Source organism: Pseudomonas sp. AF32, assembly GCF_022342325.2.
Classification (GTDB): Bacteria; Pseudomonadota; Gammaproteobacteria; order Pseudomonadales; family Pseudomonadaceae; genus Aquipseudomonas; species Aquipseudomonas uvaldensis.
This window is the reverse complement of the sequence record NZ_RQJK02000013.1, coordinates 1-26,196: the sequence shown is the minus strand read 5'-3', so window position 1 is coordinate 26,196 and position 26,196 is coordinate 1. Positions and strand designations below refer to the sequence as shown.

23 protein-coding genes and 1 pseudogene are annotated in these 26,196 nt (G+C 61.6%); 11 read left to right on the top strand and 13 right to left on the bottom strand.

Features of this window, described 5'->3' with window-relative positions:
• Positions 1 to 2 precede the first annotated feature (2 nt).
• On the bottom strand, positions 3 to 1,355 hold the full coding sequence (locus EGM97_RS13825) for a 3-oxoacyl-ACP reductase (RefSeq protein ID WP_238965409.1): 1,353 nt from the start codon (positions 1,353 to 1,355) through the stop codon (positions 3 to 5).
• Positions 1,356 to 1,532: 177 nt separating this feature from the next.
• Between EGM97_RS13825 and EGM97_RS13820 the strand changes: the two genes are divergently transcribed.
• Complete coding sequence (locus tag EGM97_RS13820; protein WP_238965410.1) at positions 1,533 to 2,810, top strand: acetyl-CoA C-acetyltransferase; 1,278 nt, start codon at positions 1,533 to 1,535, stop codon at positions 2,808 to 2,810.
• Here the strand turns inward: EGM97_RS13820 and EGM97_RS13815 are convergent.
• Positions 2,797 to 3,825, bottom strand: coding sequence for a bile acid:sodium symporter family protein (locus EGM97_RS13815; protein WP_238965411.1), 1,029 nt, complete (start codon positions 3,823 to 3,825; stop codon positions 2,797 to 2,799). The genes EGM97_RS13820 and EGM97_RS13815 overlap by 14 nt on opposite strands.
• A 78-nt stretch (positions 3,826 to 3,903) precedes the next feature.
• Between EGM97_RS13815 and EGM97_RS13810 the strand changes: the two genes are divergently transcribed.
• Together EGM97_RS13810 and EGM97_RS13805 are read left to right on the top strand one after the other, a co-directional pair.
• Complete coding sequence (locus tag EGM97_RS13810) at positions 3,904 to 4,695, top strand: AraC family transcriptional regulator (RefSeq protein WP_238965412.1); 792 nt, start codon at positions 3,904 to 3,906, stop codon at positions 4,693 to 4,695.
• Positions 4,696 to 4,912: 217 nt separating this feature from the next.
• Entirely contained in the window at positions 4,913 to 5,806 is an 894-nt protein-coding gene (locus EGM97_RS13805; RefSeq protein WP_238965413.1) for a PA4780 family RIO1-like protein kinase, read from the top strand.
• 75 nt (positions 5,807 to 5,881) lie between these two features.
• On the opposite strand, the gene cueR is transcribed toward EGM97_RS13805, so the two are convergent.
• The 3 genes and pseudogenes from cueR to EGM97_RS13790 all read right to left on the bottom strand — a co-directional run bounded on the left by cueR (position 5,882) and on the right by EGM97_RS13790 (position 9,066).
• Positions 5,882 to 6,307, bottom strand: a complete 426-nt coding sequence (cueR, locus tag EGM97_RS13800) for a Cu(I)-responsive transcriptional regulator (RefSeq protein WP_238965414.1) — start codon at positions 6,305 to 6,307, stop codon at positions 5,882 to 5,884.
• Positions 6,304 to 8,466 (bottom strand): annotated as a pseudogene (locus tag EGM97_RS13795) (heavy metal translocating P-type ATPase); the annotation flags it as partial. The gene cueR and the pseudogene EGM97_RS13795, both read right to left, overlap by 4 nt.
• Before the next feature lie 219 nt (positions 8,467 to 8,685).
• On the bottom strand, positions 8,686 to 9,066 hold the full coding sequence (locus EGM97_RS13790; protein ID WP_238965415.1) for a hypothetical protein: 381 nt from the start codon (positions 9,064 to 9,066) through the stop codon (positions 8,686 to 8,688).
• A 149-nt stretch (positions 9,067 to 9,215) separates the two neighbouring features.
• Here EGM97_RS13790 and EGM97_RS13785 point away from each other — a divergent pair, with 149 nt between their 5' ends.
• Both EGM97_RS13785 and EGM97_RS13780 read left to right on the top strand, forming a co-directional pair.
• On the top strand, positions 9,216 to 9,413 hold the full coding sequence (locus tag EGM97_RS13785; RefSeq protein WP_238965416.1) for a heavy-metal-associated domain-containing protein: 198 nt from the start codon (positions 9,216 to 9,218) through the stop codon (positions 9,411 to 9,413).
• Positions 9,414 to 9,508: 95 nt separating this feature from the next.
• A complete protein-coding gene (locus tag EGM97_RS13780) occupies positions 9,509 to 10,702 on the top strand; it encodes a multidrug effflux MFS transporter (protein ID WP_238965417.1) in 1,194 nt (397 codons plus the stop codon).
• 1 nt (position 10,703) lies between these two features.
• Here the strand turns inward: EGM97_RS13780 and EGM97_RS13775 are convergent, their stop codons facing one another.
• Positions 10,704 to 10,874 (bottom strand): hypothetical protein, encoded by a 171-nt coding sequence (locus EGM97_RS13775; protein WP_238965418.1) that lies wholly within the window; start codon positions 10,872 to 10,874, stop codon positions 10,704 to 10,706.
• Between the two features lie 151 nt (positions 10,875 to 11,025).
• Positions 11,026 to 12,039 (bottom strand): zinc-binding alcohol dehydrogenase family protein, encoded by a 1,014-nt coding sequence (locus EGM97_RS13770; protein ID WP_238965419.1) that lies wholly within the window; start codon positions 12,037 to 12,039, stop codon positions 11,026 to 11,028.
• Between the two features lie 111 nt (positions 12,040 to 12,150).
• On the opposite strand from EGM97_RS13770, the gene EGM97_RS13765 reads away from it, so the two are divergent.
• The 3 genes from EGM97_RS13765 to EGM97_RS13755 all read left to right on the top strand — a co-directional run bounded on the left by EGM97_RS13765 (position 12,151) and on the right by EGM97_RS13755 (position 15,527).
• Positions 12,151 to 13,080, top strand: a complete 930-nt coding sequence (locus tag EGM97_RS13765; RefSeq protein ID WP_238965420.1) for a LysR family transcriptional regulator — start codon at positions 12,151 to 12,153, stop codon at positions 13,078 to 13,080.
• A 243-nt stretch (positions 13,081 to 13,323) separates the two neighbouring features.
• The gene (locus tag EGM97_RS13760) at positions 13,324 to 14,058 is read left to right on the top strand and encodes an ArsR/SmtB family transcription factor (protein WP_238965421.1); all 735 of its coding nucleotides are present in this window, start codon (positions 13,324 to 13,326) and stop codon (positions 14,056 to 14,058) included.
• 86 nt (positions 14,059 to 14,144) lie between these two features.
• Complete coding sequence (locus EGM97_RS13755; RefSeq protein WP_238965422.1) at positions 14,145 to 15,527, top strand: MFS transporter; 1,383 nt, start codon at positions 14,145 to 14,147, stop codon at positions 15,525 to 15,527.
• 119 nt (positions 15,528 to 15,646) lie between these two features.
• Here the strand turns inward: EGM97_RS13755 and EGM97_RS13750 are convergent, their stop codons facing one another.
• A complete protein-coding gene (locus EGM97_RS13750) occupies positions 15,647 to 16,600 on the bottom strand; it encodes an adenosine deaminase (protein ID WP_053155423.1) in 954 nt (317 codons plus the stop codon).
• 208 nt (positions 16,601 to 16,808) lie between these two features.
• On the opposite strand from EGM97_RS13750, the gene EGM97_RS13745 reads away from it, so the two are divergent.
• A complete protein-coding gene (locus EGM97_RS13745; protein ID WP_238965423.1) occupies positions 16,809 to 17,900 on the top strand; it encodes a calcium:cation antiporter in 1,092 nt (363 codons plus the stop codon).
• 38 nt (positions 17,901 to 17,938) lie between these two features.
• Here EGM97_RS13745 and EGM97_RS13740 read toward each other — a convergent pair whose 3' ends face one another.
• The 5 genes from EGM97_RS13740 to EGM97_RS13720 form a co-directional block, all read right to left on the bottom strand.
• The gene (locus tag EGM97_RS13740; RefSeq protein WP_238965424.1) at positions 17,939 to 19,297 is read right to left on the bottom strand and encodes an 8-oxoguanine deaminase; all 1,359 of its coding nucleotides are present in this window, start codon (positions 19,295 to 19,297) and stop codon (positions 17,939 to 17,941) included.
• A 182-nt stretch (positions 19,298 to 19,479) separates the two neighbouring features.
• Positions 19,480 to 20,166 carry an SDR family oxidoreductase gene (locus tag EGM97_RS13735; protein WP_238965425.1) on the bottom strand — a complete coding sequence of 229 codons (687 nt, stop codon included), beginning with the start codon at positions 20,164 to 20,166 and terminating at the stop codon, positions 19,480 to 19,482.
• A gap of 420 nt (positions 20,167 to 20,586) precedes the next feature.
• Positions 20,587 to 21,168: an IMPACT family protein gene (locus EGM97_RS13730; RefSeq protein WP_238965426.1), complete on the bottom strand. Its 582-nt coding sequence runs from the start codon at positions 21,166 to 21,168 to the stop codon at positions 20,587 to 20,589.
• A gap of 7 nt (positions 21,169 to 21,175) precedes the next feature.
• On the bottom strand, positions 21,176 to 21,826 hold the full coding sequence (locus EGM97_RS13725; protein ID WP_238965427.1) for a TetR/AcrR family transcriptional regulator: 651 nt from the start codon (positions 21,824 to 21,826) through the stop codon (positions 21,176 to 21,178).
• A gap of 132 nt (positions 21,827 to 21,958) precedes the next feature.
• Positions 21,959 to 22,879: a LysR family transcriptional regulator gene (locus tag EGM97_RS13720; protein WP_053155413.1), complete on the bottom strand. Its 921-nt coding sequence runs from the start codon at positions 22,877 to 22,879 to the stop codon at positions 21,959 to 21,961.
• Positions 22,880 to 23,000: 121 nt separating this feature from the next.
• On the opposite strand from EGM97_RS13720, the gene aptA reads away from it, so the two are divergent.
• Entirely contained in the window at positions 23,001 to 24,350 is a 1,350-nt protein-coding gene (gene aptA, locus EGM97_RS13715; protein WP_238965428.1) for an omega-aminotransferase AptA, read from the top strand.
• A gap of 72 nt (positions 24,351 to 24,422) precedes the next feature.
• On the top strand, positions 24,423 to 25,916 hold the full coding sequence (locus EGM97_RS13710; protein WP_238965429.1) for a CoA-acylating methylmalonate-semialdehyde dehydrogenase: 1,494 nt from the start codon (positions 24,423 to 24,425) through the stop codon (positions 25,914 to 25,916).
• Positions 25,917 to 26,196 lie beyond the last annotated feature (280 nt).

Genomic DNA, 26,196 nt, shown 5'->3' with positions numbered 1-26,196 from the left:
GGTCATGCTCCCAGCAGGCTTTGCCCGCACACCCGCAGCGCCTGTCCGGTGACGGCACCCGTGCCCGGTTGCGCAAGCCATGCGACAGCTTCGGCGACGTCCTGGGGCAAGCCGCCCTGGCCCAGGGAGCTCATGCGTCGCCCGGCTTCGCGCAGGGCGAAGGGGATCTCGGCAGTCATCCGGGTCTCGATAAAACCTGGAGCCACGGCGTTAATGCTGATCCCCCGTGCCTGCAGGGTCGGTGCCCAGGCCTGGGCCAGGCCGATCAGCCCGGCCTTGCTCGCCGCATAGTTGGTCTGGCCGCGATTGCCGGCGATCCCGCTGATGGACGCCAATAGAATCACCCGGCCATTGTCCCGCAGGGTGCCGCTGTCCAGCAGCGCCTTGGTCAGCACTTGCGGCGCATTGAGATTGACCGCCAGCACCGCGTCCCAGAATTCCGGCGTCATGTTCGCCAGGGTCTTGTCCCGGGTGATGCCGGCGTTATGCACCACGATGTCGACGCCGTCGGGCAGGTGTTCGATCAACCGGGCGGCGGCGTCTTCGGCGCAAATGTCCAGCGTGACGCCGCGCCCGCCCAGGCGAGCGGCCAGAGCTTCGAGGTCGGTCTTGGCCGGCGGGACGTCCAGCAGGATCACATCGGCGCCGTCACGGGCGAGGGTTTCGGCGATGGACGCGCCGATCCCACGGGCGGCGCCAGTGACCAGCGCCCTGAGCCCGGTAAGCGGCCGTGTCCAGTCCTGGACCTGGGCATCACAGGCCTTGAGGCGAATGACCTGTCCGGAAACGTAGGCGCTTTTAGGCGAGAGGAAAAACCGCAGCGCGCCTTCCAGTTGGGCTTCGGCGCCGTCGCCGACATACAGCAGCTGCAAGGTGCCGCCGTGACGCAGTTCCTTGGCCAGTGACCGGCTGAACCCCTCCAGCGCCCGCTGGGCACTGGCGGCAAACGGATCGTCAAGGGTTTCCGGGGCGCGTCCGAGAACGACGACGTGGGCGCTGCGGTCGAGGTTCTTCATCAACGGCTGGAAAAATTCCCGCAACTGCTTGAGCTGATCGACCTGTACCAAGTGGCTGGCGTCGTACACCACGGCCTTGATTTTCGGGCCGTGGCCGGGGATCCACTCGGTGGCCAGCGTCGGTTCGCCGCCGTAGACGAAAATGGCATCGGTCAGGCGCTTGGCGAACGTGCCGATCTGTGCGGTCAACGGCCCACCGCCCAGCAGCAACGCGCCTTCGATCGGGCGCAGCCGACCGGCCTGCCAGCGTTCAAGACGTACCGGCGATGGCAAGCCGAGCGCCCCGACCAGGCGCAGGCCGATGGCCGAGTTGGCGAAGTCGATATAACGGTCAGACATGGAACACTCTCCGGCTGATGAGCTTCCAAGTGTGGACCATGATTGGTATTCGGTCGTTCGATCCACGAAATAAAGCCTACGCTAGGCTGATGTGGGAGGCGTGGGAGCGAGCCTGCTCGCGATAGAGACGCAACGTACTTATATCCAGACGCATTCGAACACACACGGGAGCTCTTCATGACACAGCCACGCCGCGTCGCGATCATCGGTGGAAACCGCATTCCCTTCGCCCGCTCCAACGGGCCCTATGCCACCGCCAGCAACCAGGCGATGCTGACAGCGGCCCTCGAGGGGCTGATCGAGCGCTACAACCTGCATGGGTTGCACATTGGCGAGGTCGCCGCCGGGGCGGTGCTCAAGCATTCCCGGGACATGAACCTGACCCGGGAATGCGTGCTCGGCTCGCGATTGTCGCCCAGTACCCCGGCCTACGACGTGCAGCAGGCCTGTGGTACGGGATTGGAAACGGTACTGCTGGTCGCCAACAAGATCGCCCTGGGGCAGATCGACAGCGCCATTGCCGGTGGCGTGGACACCACTTCGGATGCACCGATAGGCGTCAATGAAGGGTTGCGCAGGATTCTGCTGCAAGCCAATCGTGCGAAGACCACCGCCGACAAAATCAAAGTGTTCCTGCAGCTGCGCCCCCAGCACCTGGTCCCCGATCTGCCCCGCATCAACGAGCCACGCACCGGCCTGAACATGGGGCAACACTGCGAATTGATGGCCCAGACCTGGCAGATTTCAAGGGAGGAACAGGATCAATTGGCCCTGGAAAGCCATCAGAAAATGGCGGCGTCCTACGCCGAAGGCTGGCAGAACGACCTGATGACACCGTTTCTCGGTCTGACCCGGGACAACAACCTGCGCCCGGACCTGACCCTGGAAAAACTCGCATCCCTCAAGCCGGCCTTTGAAAAAAGTGCCAAGGGCACGATGACGGCGGGTAACTCCACGCCGCTGACTGATGGCGCTTCGTTGGTGTTGCTGGGCAGCGAAGAGTGGGCCAAGGCCCAGGGGCTGCCGATCCTGGCGTACCTGCGTGATGGCCAGACCGCCGCGGTGGATTTTGTCCACGGCGCCGAAGGGTTGCTGATGGCGCCTGCCTACGCAGTGCCGAAATTGTTGGCGCGCAATGGCCTGGCGTTGCAGGACTTCGATTACTACGAAATCCACGAGGCGTTCGCCGCCCAGGTGCTGTGCACGCTGAAAGCCTGGGAGGATCCGGACTATTGCAAGACACGCTTGGGACTGGACGCCCCGCTGGGCGCCATAGACCGCAGTCGCCTGAACGTGAAGGGCAGTTCGCTGGCCGCCGGGCACCCGTTTGCCGCCACGGGCGGGCGAATCGTCGCCAATCTTGCCAAGTTGCTCGATGCGGCGGGAAAAGGCCGGGGGCTTATCTCCATCTGCGCGGCTGCCGGCCAGGGCGTGACGGCGATTATCGAGCGCTGAGCACCGCTTCGTTCTGCCGGTTGACCCGGGTCCGCTGACGGCTGGCGTAGCGTTCGGCCAGGATCGAACAGACGATCAGTTGCAGCGGGTGGTAGATCATGATCGGCAGCAGAATCAGGCCGAGGCCGGGATGGTTGCCGAAGATCAGTGCCGCCATCGGCACGCCAGCGGCCAGGGATTTCTTGCTGGCGCAGAACACTGCGGCAATTTCATCGGCATTGTTGAACCGCAGGGCCTGGGCGGTGCGAGTGGTGGTCCAGAGAATGATTGCCAGCAACACGGCACTTCCCAATACGGCGCTGAACAGCACGCCGTTGCCTTGTTGCCGCCAGATCCCGGACACCATGGAATTGCAGAACGCCGCGTAGACCAGCAGCAGGATCACCAGCTTGTCGATGACGCTGGTGTAGCGTTTGTAGCGGCCAAAAAAACCGGCCAGCCAGCGTCGCAGAAACTGTCCGAGCACCAGCGGTAACAGCAACATCATGCACAGGTCCAGCAAGGTCGAACCCAGGTCGATGCCGTCGGCGCCGCGTCCGACTACCAGACTGACCAGCAGCGGCGTGAGGAAAATCCCCAACACGCTGGACAGGCTCGCATTGAGAATCGCCGCCGGTACGTTGCCGCCCGCACTGCCCGTCAAGGCCACCGAAGACGAGATGGTCGAGGGCAGGGCGCACAGGTAGAAGAACCCCAGCATCAGCAGTGACGGTACATGACTGCCCAGTAGCACGTCGCTCACCAGCCAGATCAACGGGAACACCCCAAAGGTGAAGCCCTGCACCATCAGGTGCAGCCGGATGTTTTTCAGGCCATGACGGATCTGTTCGCCCGACAGATTGACCCCGTGCAGGAAGAACACCACGAAGATGCCGACGTTGACCACCCACTCGGCATGCATTGCACCGCCGGTGGCGCCGAAGGTCGGGAAAAAGTACGCCAGCAGGGTGGCGAGCAGCATGCCGCAGAGGAACCAGTCGGTCACCAGGCGCTTAAGGTGTCTGAAAATGTGCATAAGGCACCGAAGTTGTAAGTAACGGTGACTTAGCCTAACGTCGGTACTGACAGCCGTCTTGCGACATAAGGCCAATCAATGCCGACTAACGGACACCAGCAGCTCGAACGTCGTATTCCCGACCTGACGCAACTGCCCAGGCCGGTTTACGCCCGTGTCGAGAGCCTGAGTGCCGGTTCCTGGACCCAAGCCCATCGCCATGACTGGGTGCAGTTTTCCTACGCCATCAGCGGCGTACTTGGCGTGCACACGACCGCAGGCAGTTTCTTCGCGCCGCCGCAATGGGGCATCTGGATTCCGGCGGACCTGGAGCATCATGTCGTGACGTCCACCCGGGCGGAAATGCGCAGCCTGTATGTCCGTCGCGAAGCCTGCCCGTGGGATGACGGACGCTGCCGGGTCCTGGAGGTCACGCCGCTGGCTCGGGAGCTGATCAAGGGGTTCTGTCAGTTGCCGGTCGAGTACCCGCAGGGCGATACGCCCGAGGCTCGACTGGTGCAGGTGTTGCTGGACCAATTGGCGACACTTCCGGAAGTGGGTTTTTCCCTGCCGTTGCCCCGGCACGCGCGCTTGCTGGGATTGTGTAACGAGTTGATCGAGCAACCTGAACAGAACGTTACCCTGCAAGCCTGGGCCGAACGCCTGGGGACCTCGGAAAAAACCCTGATGCGAATGTTCCAGCGTGAAACTGGTCTGAGTTTTCGGACCTGGCGCCAGCGCATGCGGTTGTTGTCGTCCCTCGGTTCGCTGGAGGAGGGCGACAGCGTGACCGGCGCGGCGCTGTCGTGCGGGTATGACTCCACATCCGCGTTCATTGCGGCGTTCAAGTCAATGTTCGGATTTACACCAGGCGAGTTGTTCAAGCGCTGAGCCCAGCGCCGAGATTGTCAGTTCTTGTCGCAAATAACCTGGGGGGCAGGTTGGCTGTGCCGGCGCTGCTCTCGGTTATGATTCGACTCGGTCGATATCCGGCACAGTGTGTGCATCGCCGGTTCACAGGTCGGCAACCCCTCCCCGTGGAGGAAGGATTGCCGTATAACGGCTGTCATTCGCGTGTTTGGTCACAAAGGACCCAGAATAAAAGCTGATGAAGACTCCAAAACGCATTGAACCCCTGATCGAGGACGGTCTGGTCGACGAAGTGCTGCGCCCACTCATGAGTGGTAAAGAAGCAGCTGTCTATGTGGTGCGCAGCGGCAATGAGCTACGTTGCGCCAAGGTCTACAAGGAGGCGAACAAGCGCAGTTTCCGTCAAGCGGCCGAGTATCAGGAGGGTCGCAAGGTCCGTAACAGCCGGCAGGCCCGCGCCATGGCAAAAGGCTCCAAGTTCGGGCGCAAGGAGGCCGAAGACGCCTGGCAGAATGCCGAAGTCGCGGCGCTGTTTCGCCTGGCCAATGCCGGGGTGCGCGTGCCCAAACCGTACGACTTCCTCGAAGGTGTGCTGTTGATGGAGTTGGTGGCCGACGAGTACGGCGACGCGGCCCCGCGACTGAACGATGTGGTTCTTGAGCCGGATCAGGCCCGCGAATACCACGCCTTTCTGATTTCCCAGATCGTGTTGATGCTGTGTGCCGGCCTGGTGCACGGTGACCTGTCGGAGTTCAACGTACTGCTCGCGCCGACAGGCCCGGTGATCATCGACCTGCCGCAGGCGGTGGATGCCGCCGGTAACAACCATGCCTTCAGCATGCTTGAGCGCGACGTGGGCAACATGGCGTCCTACTTCGGTCGTTTCGCGCCGGAGCTCAAGCGCACCCGCTATGCCAAGGAGATGTGGGCGCTGTACGAGGCCGGGACCTTGCATCCGGGTAGCGTGTTGACGGGTGAGTTCGACGAGCCGGAGACGTTGGCGGATGTCGGTGGAGTCATGCGCGAGATCGAGGCCGCCCGCCGGGACGAAGAGCGTCGCCAGGCCATGCGCGCCGCCGAAGATGCGCCTCCCGGCAAGACCGAAGAGCCGCCTCCGCCCTGGATGCAATGATCGGCTGACCCACCCCTGTAGGAGCCGAGCTTGCTCGCGATAGCAGTGGTTCAGCTTGCATGGATGTTGCGCGGGTCATCCCGAGCAAGCTTTGCTCCCGCCCTCCGAACTGCACCCGGACGCCAGTTCCTTGAGGATCGGACAGTCCGGGCGGTGGTCGCCGTTGCAGTGCTCCACCAGATCCTGGAGGGTGTCGCGCAGTCCGGCCAGTTCGCGGATTTTCTGGTTCAGTTCGTCGATGTGTTGTCGGGCCAGGGCCTTGACGTCGGCGCTGGCCCTTTGACGGTCCTGCCAGAGTGTCAACAGCTTGCCGACTTCTTCCAGGGAAAACCCCAAGTCCCTGGAGCGCTTGATGAATGCCAGTGTGTGCAGGTCGTCGACACCGTAGATCCGGTAGCCACTGTCGGTGCGATGGGCTGCCTTGAGCAGGCCGATGGATTCGTAATACCGGATCATCTTCGCGCTCAGGCCGCTCTGGCGGGCCGCTTGTCCGATGTTCATCGCTTGTCCTCCAGGTCCTCGGGTGTCCAGAATTTCAACAGTAACGCATTGCTCACCACGCTGACGCTCGACAACGCCATGGCCGCACCGGCCAGCACCGGGTTGAGCAGACCGAATGCCGCCAGCGGGATGCCAATCAGGTTATAGACGAACGCCCAGAACAGGTTCTGGCGGATCTTCGCGTAGGTCTTGCGGCTGATCTCCAGCGCTGCCGGTACGAGCCGCGGATCGCCGCGCATGAGGGTGATGCCGGCGGCATGCATTGCCACGTCGGTGCCGCCGCCCATGGCAATGCCGATGTCCGCCGCAGCCAGCGCCGGGGCGTCGTTGATACCGTCGCCGACCATCGCCACCACGGCGTTTTTCTTCAGCTCGATGACGATGGCGGATTTGTCCCCCGGCAACACCTCGGCATGCACATTGGCAATGCCCAGCGCCTGGGAAACCACCTTGGCGCTGCCTTGGTTGTCGCCGGTCAGCAAGTGGCTGGTGATATGACGTTCACCCAGGGCCCGCACCGCAGCGAGTGCGCCCGGCTTGAGGGTGTCGCCAAAGGCGAACAGACCCAGCACCCGTGGCGTTGTGCTTTGCTCGATCAGCCAGGACAGGGTCCGGCCTTCCGTTTCCCAGGCCTGGGCCGATTCGGCCAGTGATCCGGGTTCAAGGCCCGATTCCTCCAGCAAGCGCCGATTGCCCAGGGCCAGGCGCCGGCCGTCCAGGCTGCCGGCAATGCCACGTCCGGCCAGGGCCTGGCTGTCGCGGATGGCCGGTACGTCCAGGCTACGCTCGGCGCAGGCGTCCAGCACCGCTTTGGCAAGGGGGTGTTCACTGCCGCGTTGCAGGGCGCCTGCCCGCTGCAGCAGCGTGGTTTCGTCACCGTCGAGGGCGGCCAGGTGGGCGATGCGCGGCGTGCCGGATGTGAGCGTCCCGGTCTTGTCGAACACCACCGAACTGACGTCATGGGCACGCTCCAACGCCTCGGCGTCCTTGATCAGGATCCCGTGGCGCGCGGCTACGCCGGTGCCAGCCATGATCGCCGCGGGTGTCGCCAGGCCCAGGGCACAGGGGCAGGCGATCACCAATACGGCGACGGCATTGATCAGCGCGGTTTCCAGTGGGGCGCCGTACAGCCACCAGCCGATCAGCGTTGCCAGGGCCAGCAACAGCACCACCGGCACGAACACCTGACTGACTTTATCCACCAGTTTCTGAATCGGTGCCTTGGCCGCCTGGGCGTCTTCCACCAGGCGGATGATGCGCGCCAGGACGGTTTCCGTGCCCAGGGCCAGGGTGCGCACCAGCAGTCGGCCTTCGCCGTTGATGGCGCCGCCGGTGACCTTGTCGCCGGGGCCCTTGGGCACCGGTAGGCTCTCACCGCTGATCAGCGCCTCATCGGCGTGGCTTTGGCCTTCCAGGACTTCACCGTCCACGGGAATGCGTTCACCGGGTTTGACCAATACCACGTCGTCCAGGCGCAAGGCACTGATCGCAACGTCCCGTTCCTGGCCTTCGATCACTTGCGTCGCACGTTCCGGCCGCAGGGCTTCGAGGGCCCGGATGGCGCTGGCGGTCTGCCGCTTGGCGCGGCTCTCCAGGTATTTGCCCAGCAATACCAGGGCAATCACCACCGCCGAAGCTTCGAAATACAGATGTGACGAACCGACGAACGCCCATTCGTAGACGCTCAAGCCGTAGCCGGCGCTGGTGCCCAGTGCCACCAGCAGGTCCATGTTCCCGGCCCCGGCGCGTACCGCCTTGAACGCCGCGACATAAAACCGCGCACCGAAGATGAATTGAACCGGTGTCGCCAGGGCGAACTGCACCCAGGCCGGAAGCATCCAGTGCACGCCCAATGGCTGCAGCAACATTGGCAGCACCAGTGGCAGCGACAGCAGGATCGCCAATATCAGCACCAGGCGTTCATGGTTCAGGTGAAGGGGCTGGGTGTCATGGGGTTGTTCGTCCTGCCAGACGCTGGCGTCGTAGCCGGCGCGCCTGACTGCGTCGATCAGGACTTGCGGATCGAGCCGTTCGAGCAATTCAACGTGGGCCCGTTCATTGGCCAGGTTGACGCTGACCCGGTTCACGCCGGCCACTTTGCCCAGGGCGCGCTCCACACGCCCGGCGCAGCTGGCGCAGGTCATGCCGGTGATGGGCAGGTCGACGGTGGTGGATTCGGACATCGGTCGGGCTCCCTGTAGTGAATGCCTACAGGATCAACCTTGCCATGCGGGCAAGGTCAAGTGCCAATCCGAGGACTCGCGCAGGCCCTTGGTGGGAGCGAGCCTGCTCGCGATGACGCCGGTATTTTCAACATTGTTGCAAACTGATCCGACGCTGATCGCGAGCAGGCTCGCTCCCACAGGGTATTGGGGATGTCAGTAACCGAGCCCGGTTTTCCTGAGGTACATCCCTTGCTCGTTCATGGCGATACGGTACTTCAGGATGTCGCCGGCCTTGAGGGTAATTTCCTGCGAGCCCGGTGCGAGCATGCCCGGAGCGCAACCGGGCGTCTGGCCTGGTAACAACTTCAGGCGCAAAGAGAACCGACCGGCCGGCAAATTGAAGGAGGTACTGCCCTCCTGAAACAGCCTGGCAGTGAGTTGATCATTGATATAAATACCAATCTCGCAAGAGCTGGAAACTTCCAGGCGTTCGCGGGAAACGATCACCACGCCGAAATCCTCGTCGGCTGATGCCGAGGGGGCCACCGCTGAAAAAACCAACATGCAAAACAGGCTGAACGTTGACCAGCGCATGGCTGAACCTCCGGTGTTGAATCCTTGATGTGTGCAGCTTGGCTGAGCACGTTGCCGATTGCCAGCCCGGCAGATTTCGTCAGAACTTGACCTTGCCATGATGGCAAGCTTGAAACTGCCGCCAACGTCAATTGCCAGGAGTCATTTTCATGCAAACATTCAATGTCCAGGGCATGTCCTGCGGTCACTGTGTCAAGGCCATTACCCAGGCTGTGCAGGCCAGGGATCCAGCGGCCGATGTGCAGGTCGATCTCGTCGCCAAGACCGTGCGGGTCCAGAGTTCGTTGCCGGCCGATACGGTGGCCGAGGTCATCAAGGAGGAAGGGTACGAAGTCCGTCCTGCCTGAATTATTTTAATCGTTAGCGACCTATCGGAATGTTCAAGGGCGCCCGGCATGGATAGACTGTCGGGCTGCTGACTGACGCCTGAACGGGACGCCCGATGAACCTTCGTATCATTCTGATTCTTGGCGCCTTGAGCGCTTTCGGTCCTTTGGCGATCGATTTCTATCTGCCCGCTTTCCCGGCCATGGCGACCGCCTTCGGCACCGATGAAAAACACATCCAGCTGACATTGGCGGCCTATTTCCTCGGGCTGTCTATCGGGCAACTGGCCTATGGGCCGGTGGCCGATCGCTTCGGACGGCGCATTCCGCTGCTGACGGGCGTCGGATTGTTCACCCTGGCGTCCGTGGCTTGCGCCTATGCACCCAGCCTCGAATGGCTGATTGGCGCCCGTTTCATCCAGGCCCTGGGCGGATGTGCCGGGATGGTGATTTCCCGTGCGGTGGTCAGCGACAAATGCGATGCGGTCGGCTCGGCCAAGGTGTTTTCCCAGTTGATGCTGGTGATGGGACTGGCGCCGATCCTCGCGCCGATGCTCGGCGGATTGCTGGTGAACCTGTACGGCTGGCAATCGATCTTTATCGGCCTGACCCTGTTCAGTGCGCTGGCGGCCACGGCCGTGGCCTTGTGGTTACCCGAGAGTCTGCCGGCACACGTGCCCCGGCAACCGTTATCCGGGGCGTTGCGCCAATACGGTCGACTGCTGACCGACTCGGTCTTCCTGGGGCATGCCCTGACGGGCGGAATCGCGATGGCAGGGATGTTCGCTTACATCGCCGGTTCGCCATTCGTGTTCATCAAGCTTTACGGGGTGCCGGCCGAACACTTCGGCTGGCTGTTCGGCACCAATGCGGCGGGTTTCATCCTGGTGGCGCAGGTCAACGCCCGGTTGTTGTCCAGGCGTGGCCCGGCCTTGCTGCTGACCCGTGTGGTGTGGGTTTACCTGGCGGCGGGGCTGAGCCTGCTGGCTGTCAGTGCATTACAACCTGCGCGGCTGTGGCCGCTGTTGATTCCACTGTTCATTTGCATCGCCAGCCTGGGCTGCATCATTCCCAATGCATCGGCTTGCGCCATGAGCGGGCAGGGCGCTCGGGCCGGCAGCGCTTCGGCGATGCTGGGGTGCCTGCAATTCTCCGTAGCTGCCGGGGCAGCCGCGTTGGTGGCGGCATTGCATGACGGCACCGCCGTACCGATGGCGATGGTCATCAGCCTTTGCGGACTGTTGGTGGTGAGCGCGGCGATGCTGACCCGGCGCCTGCAAAAAGCCCGGGTCGTCGATCACCAGGGCTGATTCAGCCAGCCGCGCGCTGCTGCTGTTCGGGGAAGTGGTGCGGCGCGTGGATCCGCGCTTGCAGGGTGCTGGCAAAAGCTTTGGCTTCGGCCTCGGTACGGAAGGTGACGGCGTGCTGGTCAAGACGCACTTGCCATTGGGATTTTGCCACTTCTTTTATCAGGATCTTCATTGCTGACCTCCTCACGTAAAAGATTGCGTTGCAAAGGCCTCGAGTGTAGACCGGAATACGATCGCAATTGTGACAAGGGTCAATTCTCGGACTGACGGTGCAATTTCCTGCGGGAGCATCGCTTGCTCCCACAGGCCTTGGTTCTGCTGGATCAGAACCCTTCGAGCACAATTTTCCCCTTGGCCTTGCCGCTTTCCAACAATGCGTGGGCCCGGCGCAGGTTTTCGGCGTTGATGATGCCGAAATGCTCGCCAACCGTGGTCTTCAGCGTGCCGGCGTCGATCAGTGTGGCGACGCGGTTGAGCAGATGGTGTTGCTCAATCATGTCTGGTGTTTCGAAGAGCGAGCGGGTGTACATGAACTCCCAGTGTAACGACAGGCTTTTGCGCTTGAGTTTGGACACATCCAGCGCCTTGGGGTCGTCGATCAGCGCCAGTTTGCCCTGGGGCGCCAGCGCTTCGACCAACTGGTCCAGATGCTGGTCGGTCTGGGTCAGGCTGGCAACGTGGGTCACCTGCGCCTGGCCGGCTTCCTTCAATACCACGCTCAATGGCTGGCTGTGGTCGACCACCAGGTCGGCCCCCAGGCTGCGCACCCATTCTTGCGTCTGGGAGCGGGAGGCGGTGCCGATGACCTTCAGCCCGGTGAGTTGGCGGGCCAACTGCGTCAGGATCGATCCGACGCCGCCTGCAGCGCCGACAATCAGCAGGCTCTGGTTCTTGTCATCCTGGCCTTCCTGGATCTGCAGCCGCTCGAACAGCAACTCCCAGGCGGTAATGGCCGTCAACGGCAATGCGGCCGATTCGGCGAAACCGAGGCTCTTGGGCATGTGGCCGACAATGCGTTCATCCACCACGTGCAGTTCGCTGTTGCCACCCGCCCGGGCGATGGAGCCTGCGTAAAAGACCCGGTCGCCGGCCTTGAACAACGTGACATCGCTGCCCACGGCCTTGACCACGCCGGCCACGTCCCAACCCAGCACTTTAGGCGCAACGCCTTCAGGCTGGACGTTCTGGCGGACTTTGGTATCCACCGGGTTGACCGAGATGGCTTTGACTTCCACCAGCAGATCCCGTGGGCCGGCGACGGGTTCCGGCAGTTCGATATCCTGCAGCGATTTTGCGTCGCTGATGGGCAACGAATGATAGTAGGCGATGGCTTTCATGCAGTGGCTCCGTGAGTAAGTGGGATGCCGCCATGGTTAGCTATTTATCGCCACGATAAAACCGGCTAAAAGGACAGGCTCTTTCAATGTATTTTTGAAAATGGAATCGCCATGCTTCGATTCGATGACCTGCAGTTGTTTGTCCGGGCGGCGGATCTGGGCAGTCTTTCCGCTGCGGCCAGGGTGATGGATATGTCGGCGGCGGTGGCCAGTGCCGCGTTGAAGCGGATCGAGCAACATCTGGGCGCCCGGCTATTGGCCCGTTCGACTCGCAGCCTGCGCTTGACTGCCGAGGGGGAGGGGTTTCTCGAATATGCCAGGGCCGCGTTGAGCAGCCTCGACGAGGGGCGGCGGCTTTTGACCAGCAGCCAGGACCGGGTCAGTGGCGTGCTGCAGTTATCCGCACCCTCCGACCTGGGACGCAACCTTCTGTTGCCCTGGCTGGACGAATTCCAGCGCGAACACCCTGGGTTGACGGTGCGGCTGTTACTGGGCGATCGCATCGCCGACCTGTTCAAGCAACCCGTCGACATCGCGCTACGTTATGGCGAGCCGGAGGATTCGAGCCTGGTGGCCCTGCCGGTCGCGGCGGATAACCGCAGGGTGTTGTGCGCCTCACCGGATTACCTGGCTCGCCACGGCGAACCTCGCCAGTTGGAGCAGCTGGCCCAGCACAATTGCCTGTTATACATGCTCGGTACCCGGGTTCATGACCGCTGGTGCTTTCAAGACGGTAAACGGGAAGTGAGTCTCACCGTCAGTGGTGATCGTTTCAGCGATGATGCCGACGTGGTCAGGCGCTGGGCGGTGGCTGGCGCGGGCATCGCCTATAAGTCCTGGCTGGATGTTTCAACCGACGTGCTGGCCGGACGCCTGAAGATCCTGCTGCCGAACCTGCTCTGCGAGCGTGCACCGCTGAATCTGCTGTGCGCTCATCGGGCTCAACTGAGCAAGCCCATCAACCTGCTGCGGGAAATGCTCAAGGCCCGTTGCGGTCAGTTGAGCGCACAATTTCCGCGTTCGGCGGCGGACGACCAATAGTCGCGGGCAAATAGAGAATTTTCCCTCACGAACAATCGCCTCCAAAGGTTTCCGGAGGACAGGAAAGCTTGGTCGCCACGCTTATACTAGCGGCCGCCTGAATCGGCGCGGCACCGGGGAAGCACTGTCCCGTCGACGCATCGATACCGCCGGTTCCGGTGGTCGAGCCGCTTTGAGCGGCGCCTTATGACGGGTCATCAGGCCCCAGAGCAGTAGACGAATGATTCAACAGGGAGTGAATACATGGAACATGCACCTTGCATCAGCCAGATCGCCACGCTGCTGGCCGACCCAAAGCGCAGCGCAATGATGTGGGCATTGATGGACGGTACGGCCCGGCAGGCTGAAGAGCTGGCGTTACTGGCCGGGTTATCGCCGTCCTCGGCCAGTGCTCATCTGGGACGCCTGTCGGCCGGCGGTCTGTTGAAAGTCGAAGCACGGGGGCGCAAGCGGTTTTTCCGCCTCGCGGCGCCGGAGGTCGGTGCGGCAGTCGAGGCATTGGCCAGCGCCACCCTGGCCAGTACGCCGCGACAGATCCCGGAGGTCTTCAAGCGTGGCGTGATGTCGACCAGAACGCCTTCGGCCCCCGCGTCGCTGTTGCGGGCCAGGCTTTGCGACGATCACCTGGGCGGCACCCTGGCGGCCGACCTGTATCAGCGCCTGCTGGATGCCGGCTGGATCGAGCAGTGTGAGCAACGGGTGGTCGTCACCCACAAGGGGGCCAGTCAGTTGGCCGGGCACGGCCTGTTCATTCAGGCTCTGGCCCATCGCAACGCCCGCACCGCCTGCGCGTGTCCCGACTGGAGCGAACGCCGTCCGCACCTGGGGGGCGCCCTGGGGGCAGCATTGCTGCAGTTGTTCATGCAGTCCGGCTGGCTGAGCCTGCCCAACGATTCGCGAGCCTTGCAGGTGACAGCGCTCGGCCAGCAGGAAATTCATCGATTCGCCAGGCAGGATACGTTGGAAATGGCGCTCTAGGGCCATCGACAGGTCGTATTCAGCATCAGGCACCCGCGAGGTTCGCGCACACTCGGCCCGGTGATCATCGGACTGGGGAAAACCATATGGACACTCACGGCTACAGCGCGGCCGAACGCCTGGAACGGCTGCCCATCAGCGGCTATCACCGGATTATCTTCATCATTATCGCCCTGGCGTTTTTCTTCGACTCCATGGACCTGGCGATGATGACGTTCCTGCTGGGTTCGATCAAAGCCGAATTCGGCCTGAGTACAGCTCAGGCGGGGCTGTTGGCCAGCTCCAGCTTCTTCGGCATGGTAGTGGGGGCGTCGCTGTCGGGCATGCTGGCTGACCGGTTCGGGCGCAAGCCGGTGTTCCAATGGAGCATCGTGCTGTGGGGCCTCGCCAGCTACCTGTGTTCCACTGCCCAGGACGTCGAGACACTGACGCTGTTTCGCATCCTCCTGGGGATCGGCATGGGCATGGAATTTCCGATTGCCCAGTCGATGCTCTCGGAGCTGATCCCGGCCAGGCAGCGCGGACGTTATATTGCCCTGATGGATGGCTTCTGGCCCCTGGGCTTCGTGGCGGCGGGAGCGCTGTCGTATTTCCTGCTGCCGGTGATTGGCTGGCGTGACATTTTCCTGGTACTGGCGGTGCCGGCGATATTTGTCCTGGTGATTCGTTTCTTCATCCCCGAGTCGCCGCGTTGGCTGGAGCAGGCCGGGCGGGATGACGAGTCGGATGCGGTGCTGCGCCGGATCGAGGACAAGGTCCGGACATCGCTGGGACGTCAGGCTCTGCCGGAGCCTGCCCGGCTGCCGAGGTTGGCGGATACGCCGGGCACGTTCTTCTCGGCTCTGGCGCGGATCTGGTCGCCGTTGTATCGCCAGCGCACGATGATGATCTGGAGCGTCTGGTTCTTCGCTCTGCTCGGTTTCTATGGGCTGACGTCGTGGCTCAGTGCACTCTTGCAGCAGTCGGGATTCGCCGTGACCCAGTCGGTGTATTACACCGTGCTGATTTCCCTGGGCGGTATTCCGGGGTTTCTGATGGCGGCCTGGCTGGTCGAGCGCTGGGGACGTAAACCGGTGTGTGTCATCACCCTGTTGGGCGGTGGCGCGATGGCCTTTCTATATGGGCAGAGCGCGGTGTTTGGCGGCAACGTCGGCCTGCTGATCGGCACCGGATTGCTCATGCAGTTCTTCTTGTTCGGCATGTGGGCCGTGCTTTACACCTACACCCCGGAACTGTATCCCACCTCGGCACGGGCTACGGGGTCGGGATTTGCCTCGGCGGTCGGTCGCATCGGTTCGTTGCTCGGGCCATTGGTGACCGGGTTGCTGTTTCCCATCACTGGGCAGGGCGGCGTATTCGCCCTGGGGGCGCTGTGCTTTGCCGTGGCGGCAGGGGTGGTCTGGTTGTTCGGGATGGAGACGCGGGGCAAGACGTTGGAGGAGTTGAGCGAGGGCACGGTAGCCGACTGAACACCGTTTCCCTGTGGGAGCGAGCCTGCTCGCGATCGCGGTGAGTCAGTCAACATCAATCTTGATGTAAGACCGTCATCGCGAGCAGGCTCGCTCCCACAGGGGGAAGAGCAGGGGGCTTAAGGCTTCACCAACCGCGCATCCAGGCTGTTCTGCGCCAGGCGTCTGGCCTGGTCCTGGGTCATGCCCAGGTGCGTGTGCAGGGCGTGGAAGTTTTCGGTGACGTAGCCGCCGAAGTACGCCGGGTCATCGGAATTGACGGTCACCTTCACGCCGCGCTCGAGCATGTCGAGGATGTTGTGCTGGGACATGTCGTCGAACACACACAGCTTGGTGTTGGACAATGGGCACACCGTCAGCGGAATCTGCTCGTCGATGATCCGCTGCATCAGCCGCTCGTCTTCGATGGCCCGGACACCATGGTCGATGCGCTGGATCTTCAGCAGGTCGAGGGCTTCCCAGATGTACTCGGGTGGCCCTTCTTCGCCCGCATGGGCCACGGTCAGGAAGCCTTCGTGGCGAGCGCGATCGAACACCCGCTGGAACTTGCTCGGCGGATGCCCCATCTCCGAACTGTCCAGGCCCACGGCCACGAAGGCATCGCGGAACGGCAGCGCCTGGTCGAGGGTCTTCTCGGCCTGTTCTTCGCTCAGGTGGCGCAGGAAGCTCAGGATCAAGCCACTGGTGATGCCCAGTTGCTGCTCACCGTCCTTGAGGGCGGCGGCGATGCCGTTGAGCACCACTTCGAAGGGAATGCCTCGGTCGGTGTGGGTCTGCGGGTCGAAGAACGGTTCGGTGTGGATCACGTTCTGCGCTTTGCAGCGCAGCAGGTAGGCCCAGGTCAGGTCGTAGAAATCCTGGGAGGTGCGCAGCACATCGGCGCCCTGGTAATACAAGTCGAGAAACTCCTGCAAGTTGTTGAAGGCATAGGCCTTGCGCAGGGTGTCGACATCGCTCCAGGGCAGGGCGATTTTGTTGCGTTCGGCCAGGGCGAACAGCAGCTCGGGCTCCAGTGAACCCTCCAAGTGCAGGTGTAGTTCAGCCTTGGGCAGGGCGTTCAGCCATTCGTACATGTTCTTTTCTCATCAGCGAATCAATGGCGGCATTCTACAGGGGCTGACGGTAATGTCTGGTAAAACCTGACCGGCTGATCCACTTGAGAACCGGACCTGCCTGCGACGAGTTTTTCGCAGCCCGATAAGGGCACCTCACACCGGACGAAACGTTCACGGCCCCCCACAGTCTAGTAGGTCATGACCCACCGACGGTGACTGGCTCGCGATGTTCATGTTGATCAAGCAAGAAAAGCTGCTGTTGCTGGCGCTGCTCGCGGCGTTTGTCGCCTACCCGTTGGAGCACTGGCTGTTGGGCAGCGGGCGGATCGTTGCGTTGGCGGGCGGGTTGATACTGATCGGCTTCATCGTCGCCGCCTCGATGCGCGTGGCCCATCATGCCGAATTGCTGGCGGAAAAGGTCGGCGATCCTTACGGCACGATGATCCTGACCCTCTCGGCGGTGCTGGTCGAGGTGGTGATCCTGGCGATCATGATGAGCAACGAAGCGTCGCCGACACTGGTGCGGGACACGATCTATTCGGCGGTGATGCTCGATATCAACGGCATCCTCGGGCTGGCCGCGCTGATGGGCGGGCTCAAGCATGGCGAGCAGGTCTATAACGACGATTCGGCGCGCACCTACAGCGTGATGATCCTCACCGCCATGGGGGTGTCGATGGTGGTGCCAGAATTCATTCCCCAGGAAAACTGGAAGCACTATTCTGCTTTCACCATCGGCGCGATGATCGTGCTGTACGCCCTGTTCCTGCGCATGCAGGTGGGGCCCCACAGTTATTTCTTCAGCTATAGCTACCCGGAAAAACGCCGCAGGAAAGAGCCGGTGGAAACCGAGCCCGCGCCCATCAGCCTGACGTTTTCCATCGCGGCGCTGGTGTTCGGGGTGGTAGTGATTGGCGCCCTGGCCGAAGTGATGTCCAAGGCCATCGATCTGGGATTGGAGGGTTCCGGCGCACCTCCGGTGGTAACCGCCATTCTGGTGGCGGCCATTTCCGCCGCACCGGAAATCCTCACCGCCCTGCGCGCCGCACTCGCCAATCGCATGCAGTCGGTAGTGAACATCGCCCTGGGGGCTTCATTGTCGACGGTGATCCTGACGGTACCGGTGATGGAGGCCATGGCGCTCTACACCGGCCAGCCGTTCCAGATGGCAATGACACCGGTGCAGACGGTGATGATTTTCATCACCTTGATCGTCAGCGCTATCAACCTCAACGATGGCGAAACCAATGCCATTGAAGGCATGACTCACTTCGTGTTGTTTGCGACGTTCATCATGTTGTCCCTGCTGGGGCTTTAGAAGCATCGCGGGCAAGGCTTGCCCGCGATGGCGTCCGATCAGTTGCCGGCAATCAATGCCCGCGCCGCCTGGCTGTGATCGGCAATCAATCCTTTCAAGTCCAGTCCTTCGACCTGACCGTCTATTACCCGCCATTGGCCGCCAATCATCACCCGGTCCGCGCGGTCCGCGCCGCACAGCAGCAGTGCTGAGATCGGGTCGTGGCTGCCGGAAAATCGCAGCTCATCGAGCTTGAACAACGCCAGGTCCGCCTGTTTGCCCACCGCCAATTCGCCGATGTCGCTGCGCCCGAGCAGCTGCGCCGAACCTCGTGTCGCCCAACCCAGCACTCGCTCCGGTGTGATGATCTGCGCGCCATAGCGCAGGCGCTGGAGGTACAGCGCCTGGCGGGCTTCGAGGATCATGTTCGAGGCATCGTTGGACGCCGAACCGTCCACCCCAAGGCCCAACGGTGCGCCCGCAGCGGTCAGTTCGACGGTTGGACAGATGCCCGAGGCCAGGCGCATGTTGGAACTGGGGCAATGACAGATGCCGGTGCCGGCTGCGCCGAGGCGGGCGATTTCATCGGCGTTGAAATGAATACCGTGGGCCAGCCAGGTACGTGGACCGAGCCAGCCGACGCTGTCCAGATAATCCACGGTTCGCAGGCCGAAGCGTTGCAGGCAGAAATCTTCTTCGTCGAGGGTTTCGGCCAGGTGCGTGTGCAGGCGGACATCGAGGCTGTTCGCCAGCTCGGCGCTGGCGCTCATGATCTCGGGGGTGACTGAAAAGGGCGAGCAGGGCGCCAGGGCAATCTGAATCTGCGCACCGTCTCCACGCTCATGGTAACGGCCGATCAACCGTTGACTGTCGTCGAGAATCACCTGGCCTTGTTGCACGGTCTGCTGTGGCGGCAAGCCCCCATCGGCTTCGCCCAGACTCATGGAGCCGCGGGTCAGCATCGCGCGCATGCCCAGCTCGCGGACACTCTGTACCTGTACGTCGATGGCGTCTTCCAGGCCTTCGGGGAACAGATAGTGGTGATCGGCCGCCGTGGTACAGCCCGAGAGCAGCAGCTCGGTCAGTGCCACTTTGGTTGCCATTGCCAGTTTTTCCGGCGTCAGCCGCGCCCACACCGGATAGAGGGTTTTCAACCATGGAAACAAGGGCTGGTTCACTACCGGCGCCCAGGCACGGGTCAGCGTCTGGTAGAAGTGATGATGGGTATTGATCAACCCCGGCAGGATCACATGTTCACGTGCGTCGAAAACGTTGTCGCAGGGTTGGGCTGGGTGCTGGTCGGCGCCCAGGAGTTCCACGATCACACCGTCTTGCAGGACGAGGCCGCCACGGGCGTCGAGCTCGTTGGCCGTGAAGATGGCGAGGGGATTTTTTAACCAGGTACGGGTCGCGGGCATGGTGGCCGGCTCCTCTGAAAGTGGGTTCAGGTTAGCCAGCTCAGTGATGCCCTGTCTGCTGATCCAGGGTCGCCTTTGGGGCGAGGTGCCGAGTTTACGCAGGTTGCCGGACACATTTCCAGTGTCGGCCAAGATCGCAAATGTGGGAGCGAGCAGGCTCGCTCCCCAGGGGATGGCGGTGTTTACCAGGGAATGGTTTCGCCCCTGTAATTGACGAAATGATGCCCACCCTTACCGGCAAACGCGTTGACCTGATCGACCAGACCGCGGGTGCTGGTATCGACATCGATATCTGCCCCTTCGCCGCCCATGTCGGTTTTCACCCAGCCCGGATGCAGCGACAGGACGGTCAATGCCTGGTCGCCCAGTTGAGTGACGAAACTGTTGGTCATGGAGTTGAGGGCGGCCTTGCTCGCCTTGTACAGCGCAAGCTCCGGCGCGTCGGGCATGGTCACGCTGCCGAGCACCGAACTCATGAACGCCAACACGCCGCTGCCATCGCGGATCTGGCCGACGAAGCGCTGGGCCAGGTTGATCGGCGCTACCGCGTTGGTGAAGAACAATTGGCCGACTTCGGCCAGCGTTGCGCCGCCGGGGGCCTGATTATCAGGGCCTTTGACGCCAGCGTTGACGAACAGCAGGTCGAAGGTTTCATCCTTGAGCTGTTGGCTCAGGGCGATGACTGCATGCTGGTCGTCCATGTCGAGTTTTTCAATGCGCACCGGGCCCAAGGCCTTCAGGGCTTCTGCCTTTTGCGGGTTGCGAACGGTGGCGGTCACGTTCCAGCCATCGTTCAGCAGCGTTTTCACCAGGCCGAGGCCCAGGCCACGGGAAGCGCCAATGATCAATGCGTGTTTTGCCGAATTCATGGGTAGCATCCTCGGAAGAAAAGACATCGCGGATTCAAGGACCCGGAGCATACCCCAGGCCTGCAGTTCTATGCTTCCCAAACGAGCGGTTAAAAAATGAGCAACTCTCTGGAAAGCCTGTCTTTACTGGCGCAGCGGCAGCCATGAACGGGTTATCCACAGCTTGCTCCACAGTTATTGTGCGCAAGCCGAGCGCTCGGGCATAAGCACTGGGCGGCTTTCTTCTAAAGGCGATAAACCGCTGCAACCAGTTGTTTTGTGGACTGATTTGTGAATAGGCGAGGACACTGTATAAAAAATGAGCATCCTTCCAAAACGCACATGACAGAAGGGTTACAGGCGGGTGTGCTCAGGTTATCCACAGCCGGGTGCACAGAGGTTGTGGGCAATAAAAGTGTGTTCGAGGTGCTTCTGACTGCGTCATCGCGCCAATAGAATGCGTCCACGGCTCAAATCAGCCAGCTGTTTTTGCAACGTGTCGATTTGGCTTTCGCCCACCGCCAGCTGCAATTCCACGCCGTTGGCGGTAAACCCTTCTGTGTTCACTAGCCCGCCGCATTCGGCCACGCGCAGTTTCACCAAGGCCAGTTCGGAGAACCCGCAAGTACAGTGCAGCGTCACACGGCTGATCAGCTCGACTTTCGCGGCACCTTGCAGGCATTTGTTCGCGCCGCCGCCGTACGCACGGGCCAGTCCGCCCGTGCCCAACTGGATCCCGCCATACCAGCGAATCACCAGCACCACGACCTGATCGCAATCCTGGGCTTCGATGGCAGCCAGGATCGGCCGTCCGGCGGTGCCGCCCGGTTCTCCATCGTCGTGGCTGCGGTACTGGGCGCCCAGTTTCCAGGCCCAGCAATTGTGTGTCGCGTCCAGGTCGCTGTGCTGTTCAATAAAGGCCTGGGCCTCTGCCGGGCTACTGATGGGGGCGGCGAAGGTGATGAAACGGCTTTTGCGAATTTCTTCGCGGTACTCGCAAAGGCCGGCAAGCGTAAAAGGCATGGGAATCTTAAAGAGTGGGTGTCAGGCCGCAGCCCTTGAGGATGATGCGGATCAGGTTGTCGCCGGCATCGATCATGTCTTGTTTGGTCAACTTGCTACGGCCGGTCACGCGGCAGATCTGGGTAGCGAAGTCGGCGTAGTGCTGGGTGCTGCCCCACAACAGAAAAATCAGGTGCACTGGGTCGACCGGGTCCATCTTGCCCGCATCGATCCAGGCCTGGAACACGGCCGCGCGGCCTTTGAACCAGGCGCGGTAGTCCTGGTTGAAATACTCGGTCAGGCACTCACCGCCGCTGATTACTTCCATGGCGAAGATCCGCGAGGCCTGAGGCTGGCGGCGGGAGAACTCCATCTTCGCGCGGATGTAGCGGGTCAATGCTTCGGCCGGGTCGTCCTCGGCGGTGAGGGTGTTGAAGGTGCTGTCCCACAGTTCAATGATGTTGCTCAGTACGGCCACGTACAGCCCGAGCTTGTTGGTGAAGTAATAATGCAGGTTCGCCTTGGGTAATCCGGCATTCAAGGCGATGGTGTTCATGCTGGTGCCCTTGAAACCGTGGCGGGCGAATTCATCTTCAGCCGCCTTGAGGATGGTCTCTTCGTTCTTCTGACGAATGCGGCCGGTGGGCTTGCCACCGTGGGCTGGGACTTCGAAGGTCATGGACGTTTCCGGGCTGGGTCTGTGGGGCAAGCAAATGCGTTGATAGCGCACCGGCAATGATCCGACAAGTGCCGTTGTGACAAAAGCCTTGCAACGATAATTGGGCAAGGTCACTTATCGCATTTGCGGGCGTCAGCGAGTCGCCGCAAGACTCTCAAGAAAACTCTCGAGCACCAAGTGAGGGCGACGGCCCTTGCGCGTCACCGAGGCCAGGCTCAGGTCATAGAACCGCTCCCTGGGTTTCAGGGCTCGTAATCGGCCTTGCTGGACCCAGAGGTTGGCGTAGTGGTCGGGCAGATAGCCGATGTAGCGACCGGTGAGGATCAGGAATGCCATCCCTTCGCGGTCCGATGCGCTGGCGGTGCAGTTGAGTGCCTGGTAATGGGCCTGGATTTCGGCCGGCAGGCGGAACGTCGGCGCAATCGCGTCCTGGTCGTTCAGGCGCGCTTCGTCGAGTTGCAAGTCGTCCACGTAAAACAGTGGATGCCCGACGGCGCAATACAGCAGTGAGCGTTCACTGTAGAGCGGCTGATATTCCAGCCCGGAGAGCGCACTGGCCTGGGGCACCACACCGACATGCAAGCGGCCGTCGAGGACTCCTTGCTCGACTTCGTTGGGGGGGATCATGCGAATCTGGATCTGCACGTCGGGCCCACGCTCCTTCAACTGAGCCAGAGCATGAGTGATGCGCATGTGGGGCAGGGTGACGAGATTATCGGTCAGGCCGATGGTCAGTTCGCCACGCAAATGCTGGTGCAGGCCGTTGACCTCGGTGCGAAAGCTTTCCAGTGCGCTCAATAATTGCAGCGCCGATTGATACACCTCCCGACCTTCCTCCGTCAGCGAAAAGCCGGCTCGCCCTCGTTGGCACAGGCGCAGCCCGAGCCGTTGCTCAAGATCGTTCATCTGCTGGCTGATGGCTGATCGGCCAATGCCGAGTACGGTTTCCGCCGCAGAAAACCCTCCGGATTCCACTACGCTACGAAAGAGGCGCAGCAAGCGAATGTCGAAATCGCTGACTTGGGCCAGCGGATCGGGGCGGCGAACGCTCATAGTTTAGTGAACCGCTGACTGAAGGTTAGAAAAGTTGAATTTCACCGACTTTATCCCCGTGGCAACGTAGCTGCAACGCACTTCTGACTCCATGCTGTCTATCCCTTGCGAGGTTTTGTCGATGAACATGCCCGAACACGCTGGTGCTTCCCTGGCCAGCCAGCTCAAGCTCGATGCCCACTGGATGCCTTACACCGCCAACCGCAATTTTCTGCGCGATCCTCGCCTGATCGTCGCGGCCGAAGGCAGCTGGCTGGTCGATGACAAGGGGCGCAAGGTGTACGACTCGCTGTCCGGGCTGTGGACTTGTGGCGCCGGGCACACCCGCAAGGAAATCCAGGAAGCGGTGGCCAAGCAGATGGGCACTCTGGATTATTCGCCGGGTTTTCAATATGGCCACCCACTGTCGTTCCAACTGGCGGAAAAAATCACCGCTCTGACGCCGGGCAACCTCAATCATGTGTTCTTCACCGACTCGGGCTCCGAATGCGCCGATACCGCGGTGAAAATGGTCCGCGCTTATTGGCGCCTCAAGGGCCAGGCGACCAAGACCAAGATGATCGGCCGCGCCCGCGGTTATCACGGGGTGAACATCGCTGGCACCAGCCTGGGTGGCGTGAACGGCAACCGCAAGCTGTTCGGCCAGCCCATGCAGGACGTCGACCACCTGCCCCACACGTTGCTGGCGAGCAATGCTTATTCCCGTGGCATGCCGAAGGAGGGCGGCATTGCCCTGGCCGATGAGCTGCTCAAGCTGATCGAGCTGCATGATGCGTCCAATATTGCCGCCGTATTCGTCGAGCCATTGGCCGGATCTGCCGGTGTGCTGGTGCCGCCTGAAGGTTACCTCAAGCGTCTGCGGAACATCTGCGACCAGCACAACATCCTGTTGGTATTCGATGAGGTGATTACCGGTTTCGGTCGGACCGGTTCGATGTTCGGCGCGGATAGTTTTGGCGTCACCCCCGACCTGATGTGTATCGCCAAGCAAGTCACCAACGGTGCGATCCCCATGGGCGCGGTCATCGCCAGCACCGAGATCTACCAGACTTTCATGAACCAGCCGACCCCCGAGTACGCGGTGGAGTTTCCTCACGGCTATACCTATTCGGCACACCCAGTGGCGTGCGCGGCAGGGCTGGCGGCGCTGGACCTGCTACAAAAGGAAAACCTGGTGCAGAGCGTGGCCGAAGTTGCACCGCATTTCGAGAATGCGCTGCATGGCATCAAGGGGGCGAAGAACGTCATCGACATCCGCAATTTTGGTCTGGCGGGCGCGATCCAGATCGCTCCTCGGGACGGCGATGCAATCGTGCGTCCGTTCGAAGCGGGCATGGCGCTGTGGAAGGCCGGGTTCTACGTCCGATTCGGCGGCGACACCCTGCAGTTCGGGCCGACGTTCAACAGCAAACCACAAGACCTGGATCGGTTGTTCGATGCGGTCGGTGAAGTGCTGAACAAGCTGGACTGACGTTTTCTTCCTTATAACTTTCAATAATGGGCGCCCGGGCACGGGTGTCCGTGGATATATTCCGGAGTCCCCATGAGCCTCATCCCGCATCTGATCAATGGCGAGCTATTGAGTGACAGCCCTCGTACGGCTGACGTGTTCAACCCATCCACTGGCCAGGCGATCCATAAAGTGCCGTTGGCCGACCGAGTCACCATCCAGCAGGCCATCGACGCTGCAAATGCGGCTTTCCCGAACTGGCGCAAAACGCCTGCGGCCAAGCGTGCCCAAGTGATGTTTCGTTTCAAGCAACTGCTGGAACAGAACGAGTCGCGTATTGCGCAACTGATCAGCGAGGAGCATGGCAAGACGTTGGAAGATGCGGCCGGTGAGCTCAAGCGTGGTATCGAAAACGTCGAGTTCGCCTGTGCCGCCCCGGAGATTCTGAAAGGCGAATACAGCCGCAATGTAGGACCGAACATCGACGCGTGGTCGGATTTTCAACCGCTGGGCGTGGTGGCGGGTATCACACCGTTCAACTTCCCGGCGATGGTGCCACTGTGGATGTACCCATTGGCGATCGTTTGTGGCAACTGCTTCATCCTCAAGCCCTCCGAGCGCGACCCGAGTTCGACCCTGCTGATCGCGCAATTGCTTCTGGAGGCCGGTTTGCCCAAAGGTGTGTTGAGCGTAGTGCACGGCGACAAAGTCGCGGTGGACGCTCTGATCGAGGCGCCGGAAGTGAAGGCATTGAGTTTTGTCGGTTCGACACCAATCGCCGAGTACATTTATGCCGAGGGCACTCGCCGTGGCAAACGCGTCCAGGCACTGGGCGGGGCGAAGAACCACGCGGTTTTGATGCCGGACGCGGATCTGGATAACGCAGTCAGCGCCTTGATGGGTGCTGCGTATGGTTCGTGCGGCGAGCGTTGCATGGCGATTTCGGTGGCTGTTTGTGTGGGCGACCAGGTGGCGGACGCCCTGGTCAGCAAGCTGGTGCCTCAAATCCAGGCATTGAAGATCGGCGTGGGTACTTCATGCGGTCTGGACATGGGGCCACTGGTAACCGGCCAGCATCGCGACAAAGTCAGCGGTTATATCGACGACGGTGTGGCGGCGGGTGCTTCGCTGGTGGTCGATGGTCGTGGCTTGAGCGTGGCTGGGCACGAAGAGGGATTTTTCCTGGGGGGCTGCCTGTTCGATCACGTGACGCCCGAAATGCGCATCTATAAGGAGGAGATTTTCGGGCCGGTGTTGTGCATCGTCCGGGTCAACAGCCTGGAAGAGGCCATGCAACTGATCAACGATCACGAATATGGCAATGGCACCTGCATCTTTACCCGTGATGGGGAAGCCGCGCGGCTGTTCTGCGATGAAATCGAGGTTGGCATGGTAGGCGTCAACGTACCACTGCCAGTGCCGGTGGCCTACCACAGCTTTGGCGGCTGGAAGCGCTCGCTGTTTGGCGACCTGCATGCCTACGGTCCGGATGGGGTGCGCTTCTATACCCGACGCAAAGCCATTACCCAGCGCTGGCCGCAGCGTGCCAGTCATGAAGCTTCGCAGTTCGCGTTTCCCAGCTTGTAATCGATCTGAAAAGAAGCCGGCGCCCTTGGACGCCGGCTTCTTTGTTTGCGGACCTTAATGATCGATATGACAGAATTATGAAAATAGGTGTTGACGGCAGATTCTGAGTCTCTATAATTCGCCCCACTTCCGGCGCAGTCGAAACGGAAACTCCTTGAAATTCAATGACTTAAGTAAGTTTCGGCGGAGCAGGGCTTCAATCATCGAAGCACGGAAGGAGTCGCTAGAGCGGTTTCTTGGCTCGGTCGACGGTTCGATCTTCTCGGTCGAAAGCGGCAAA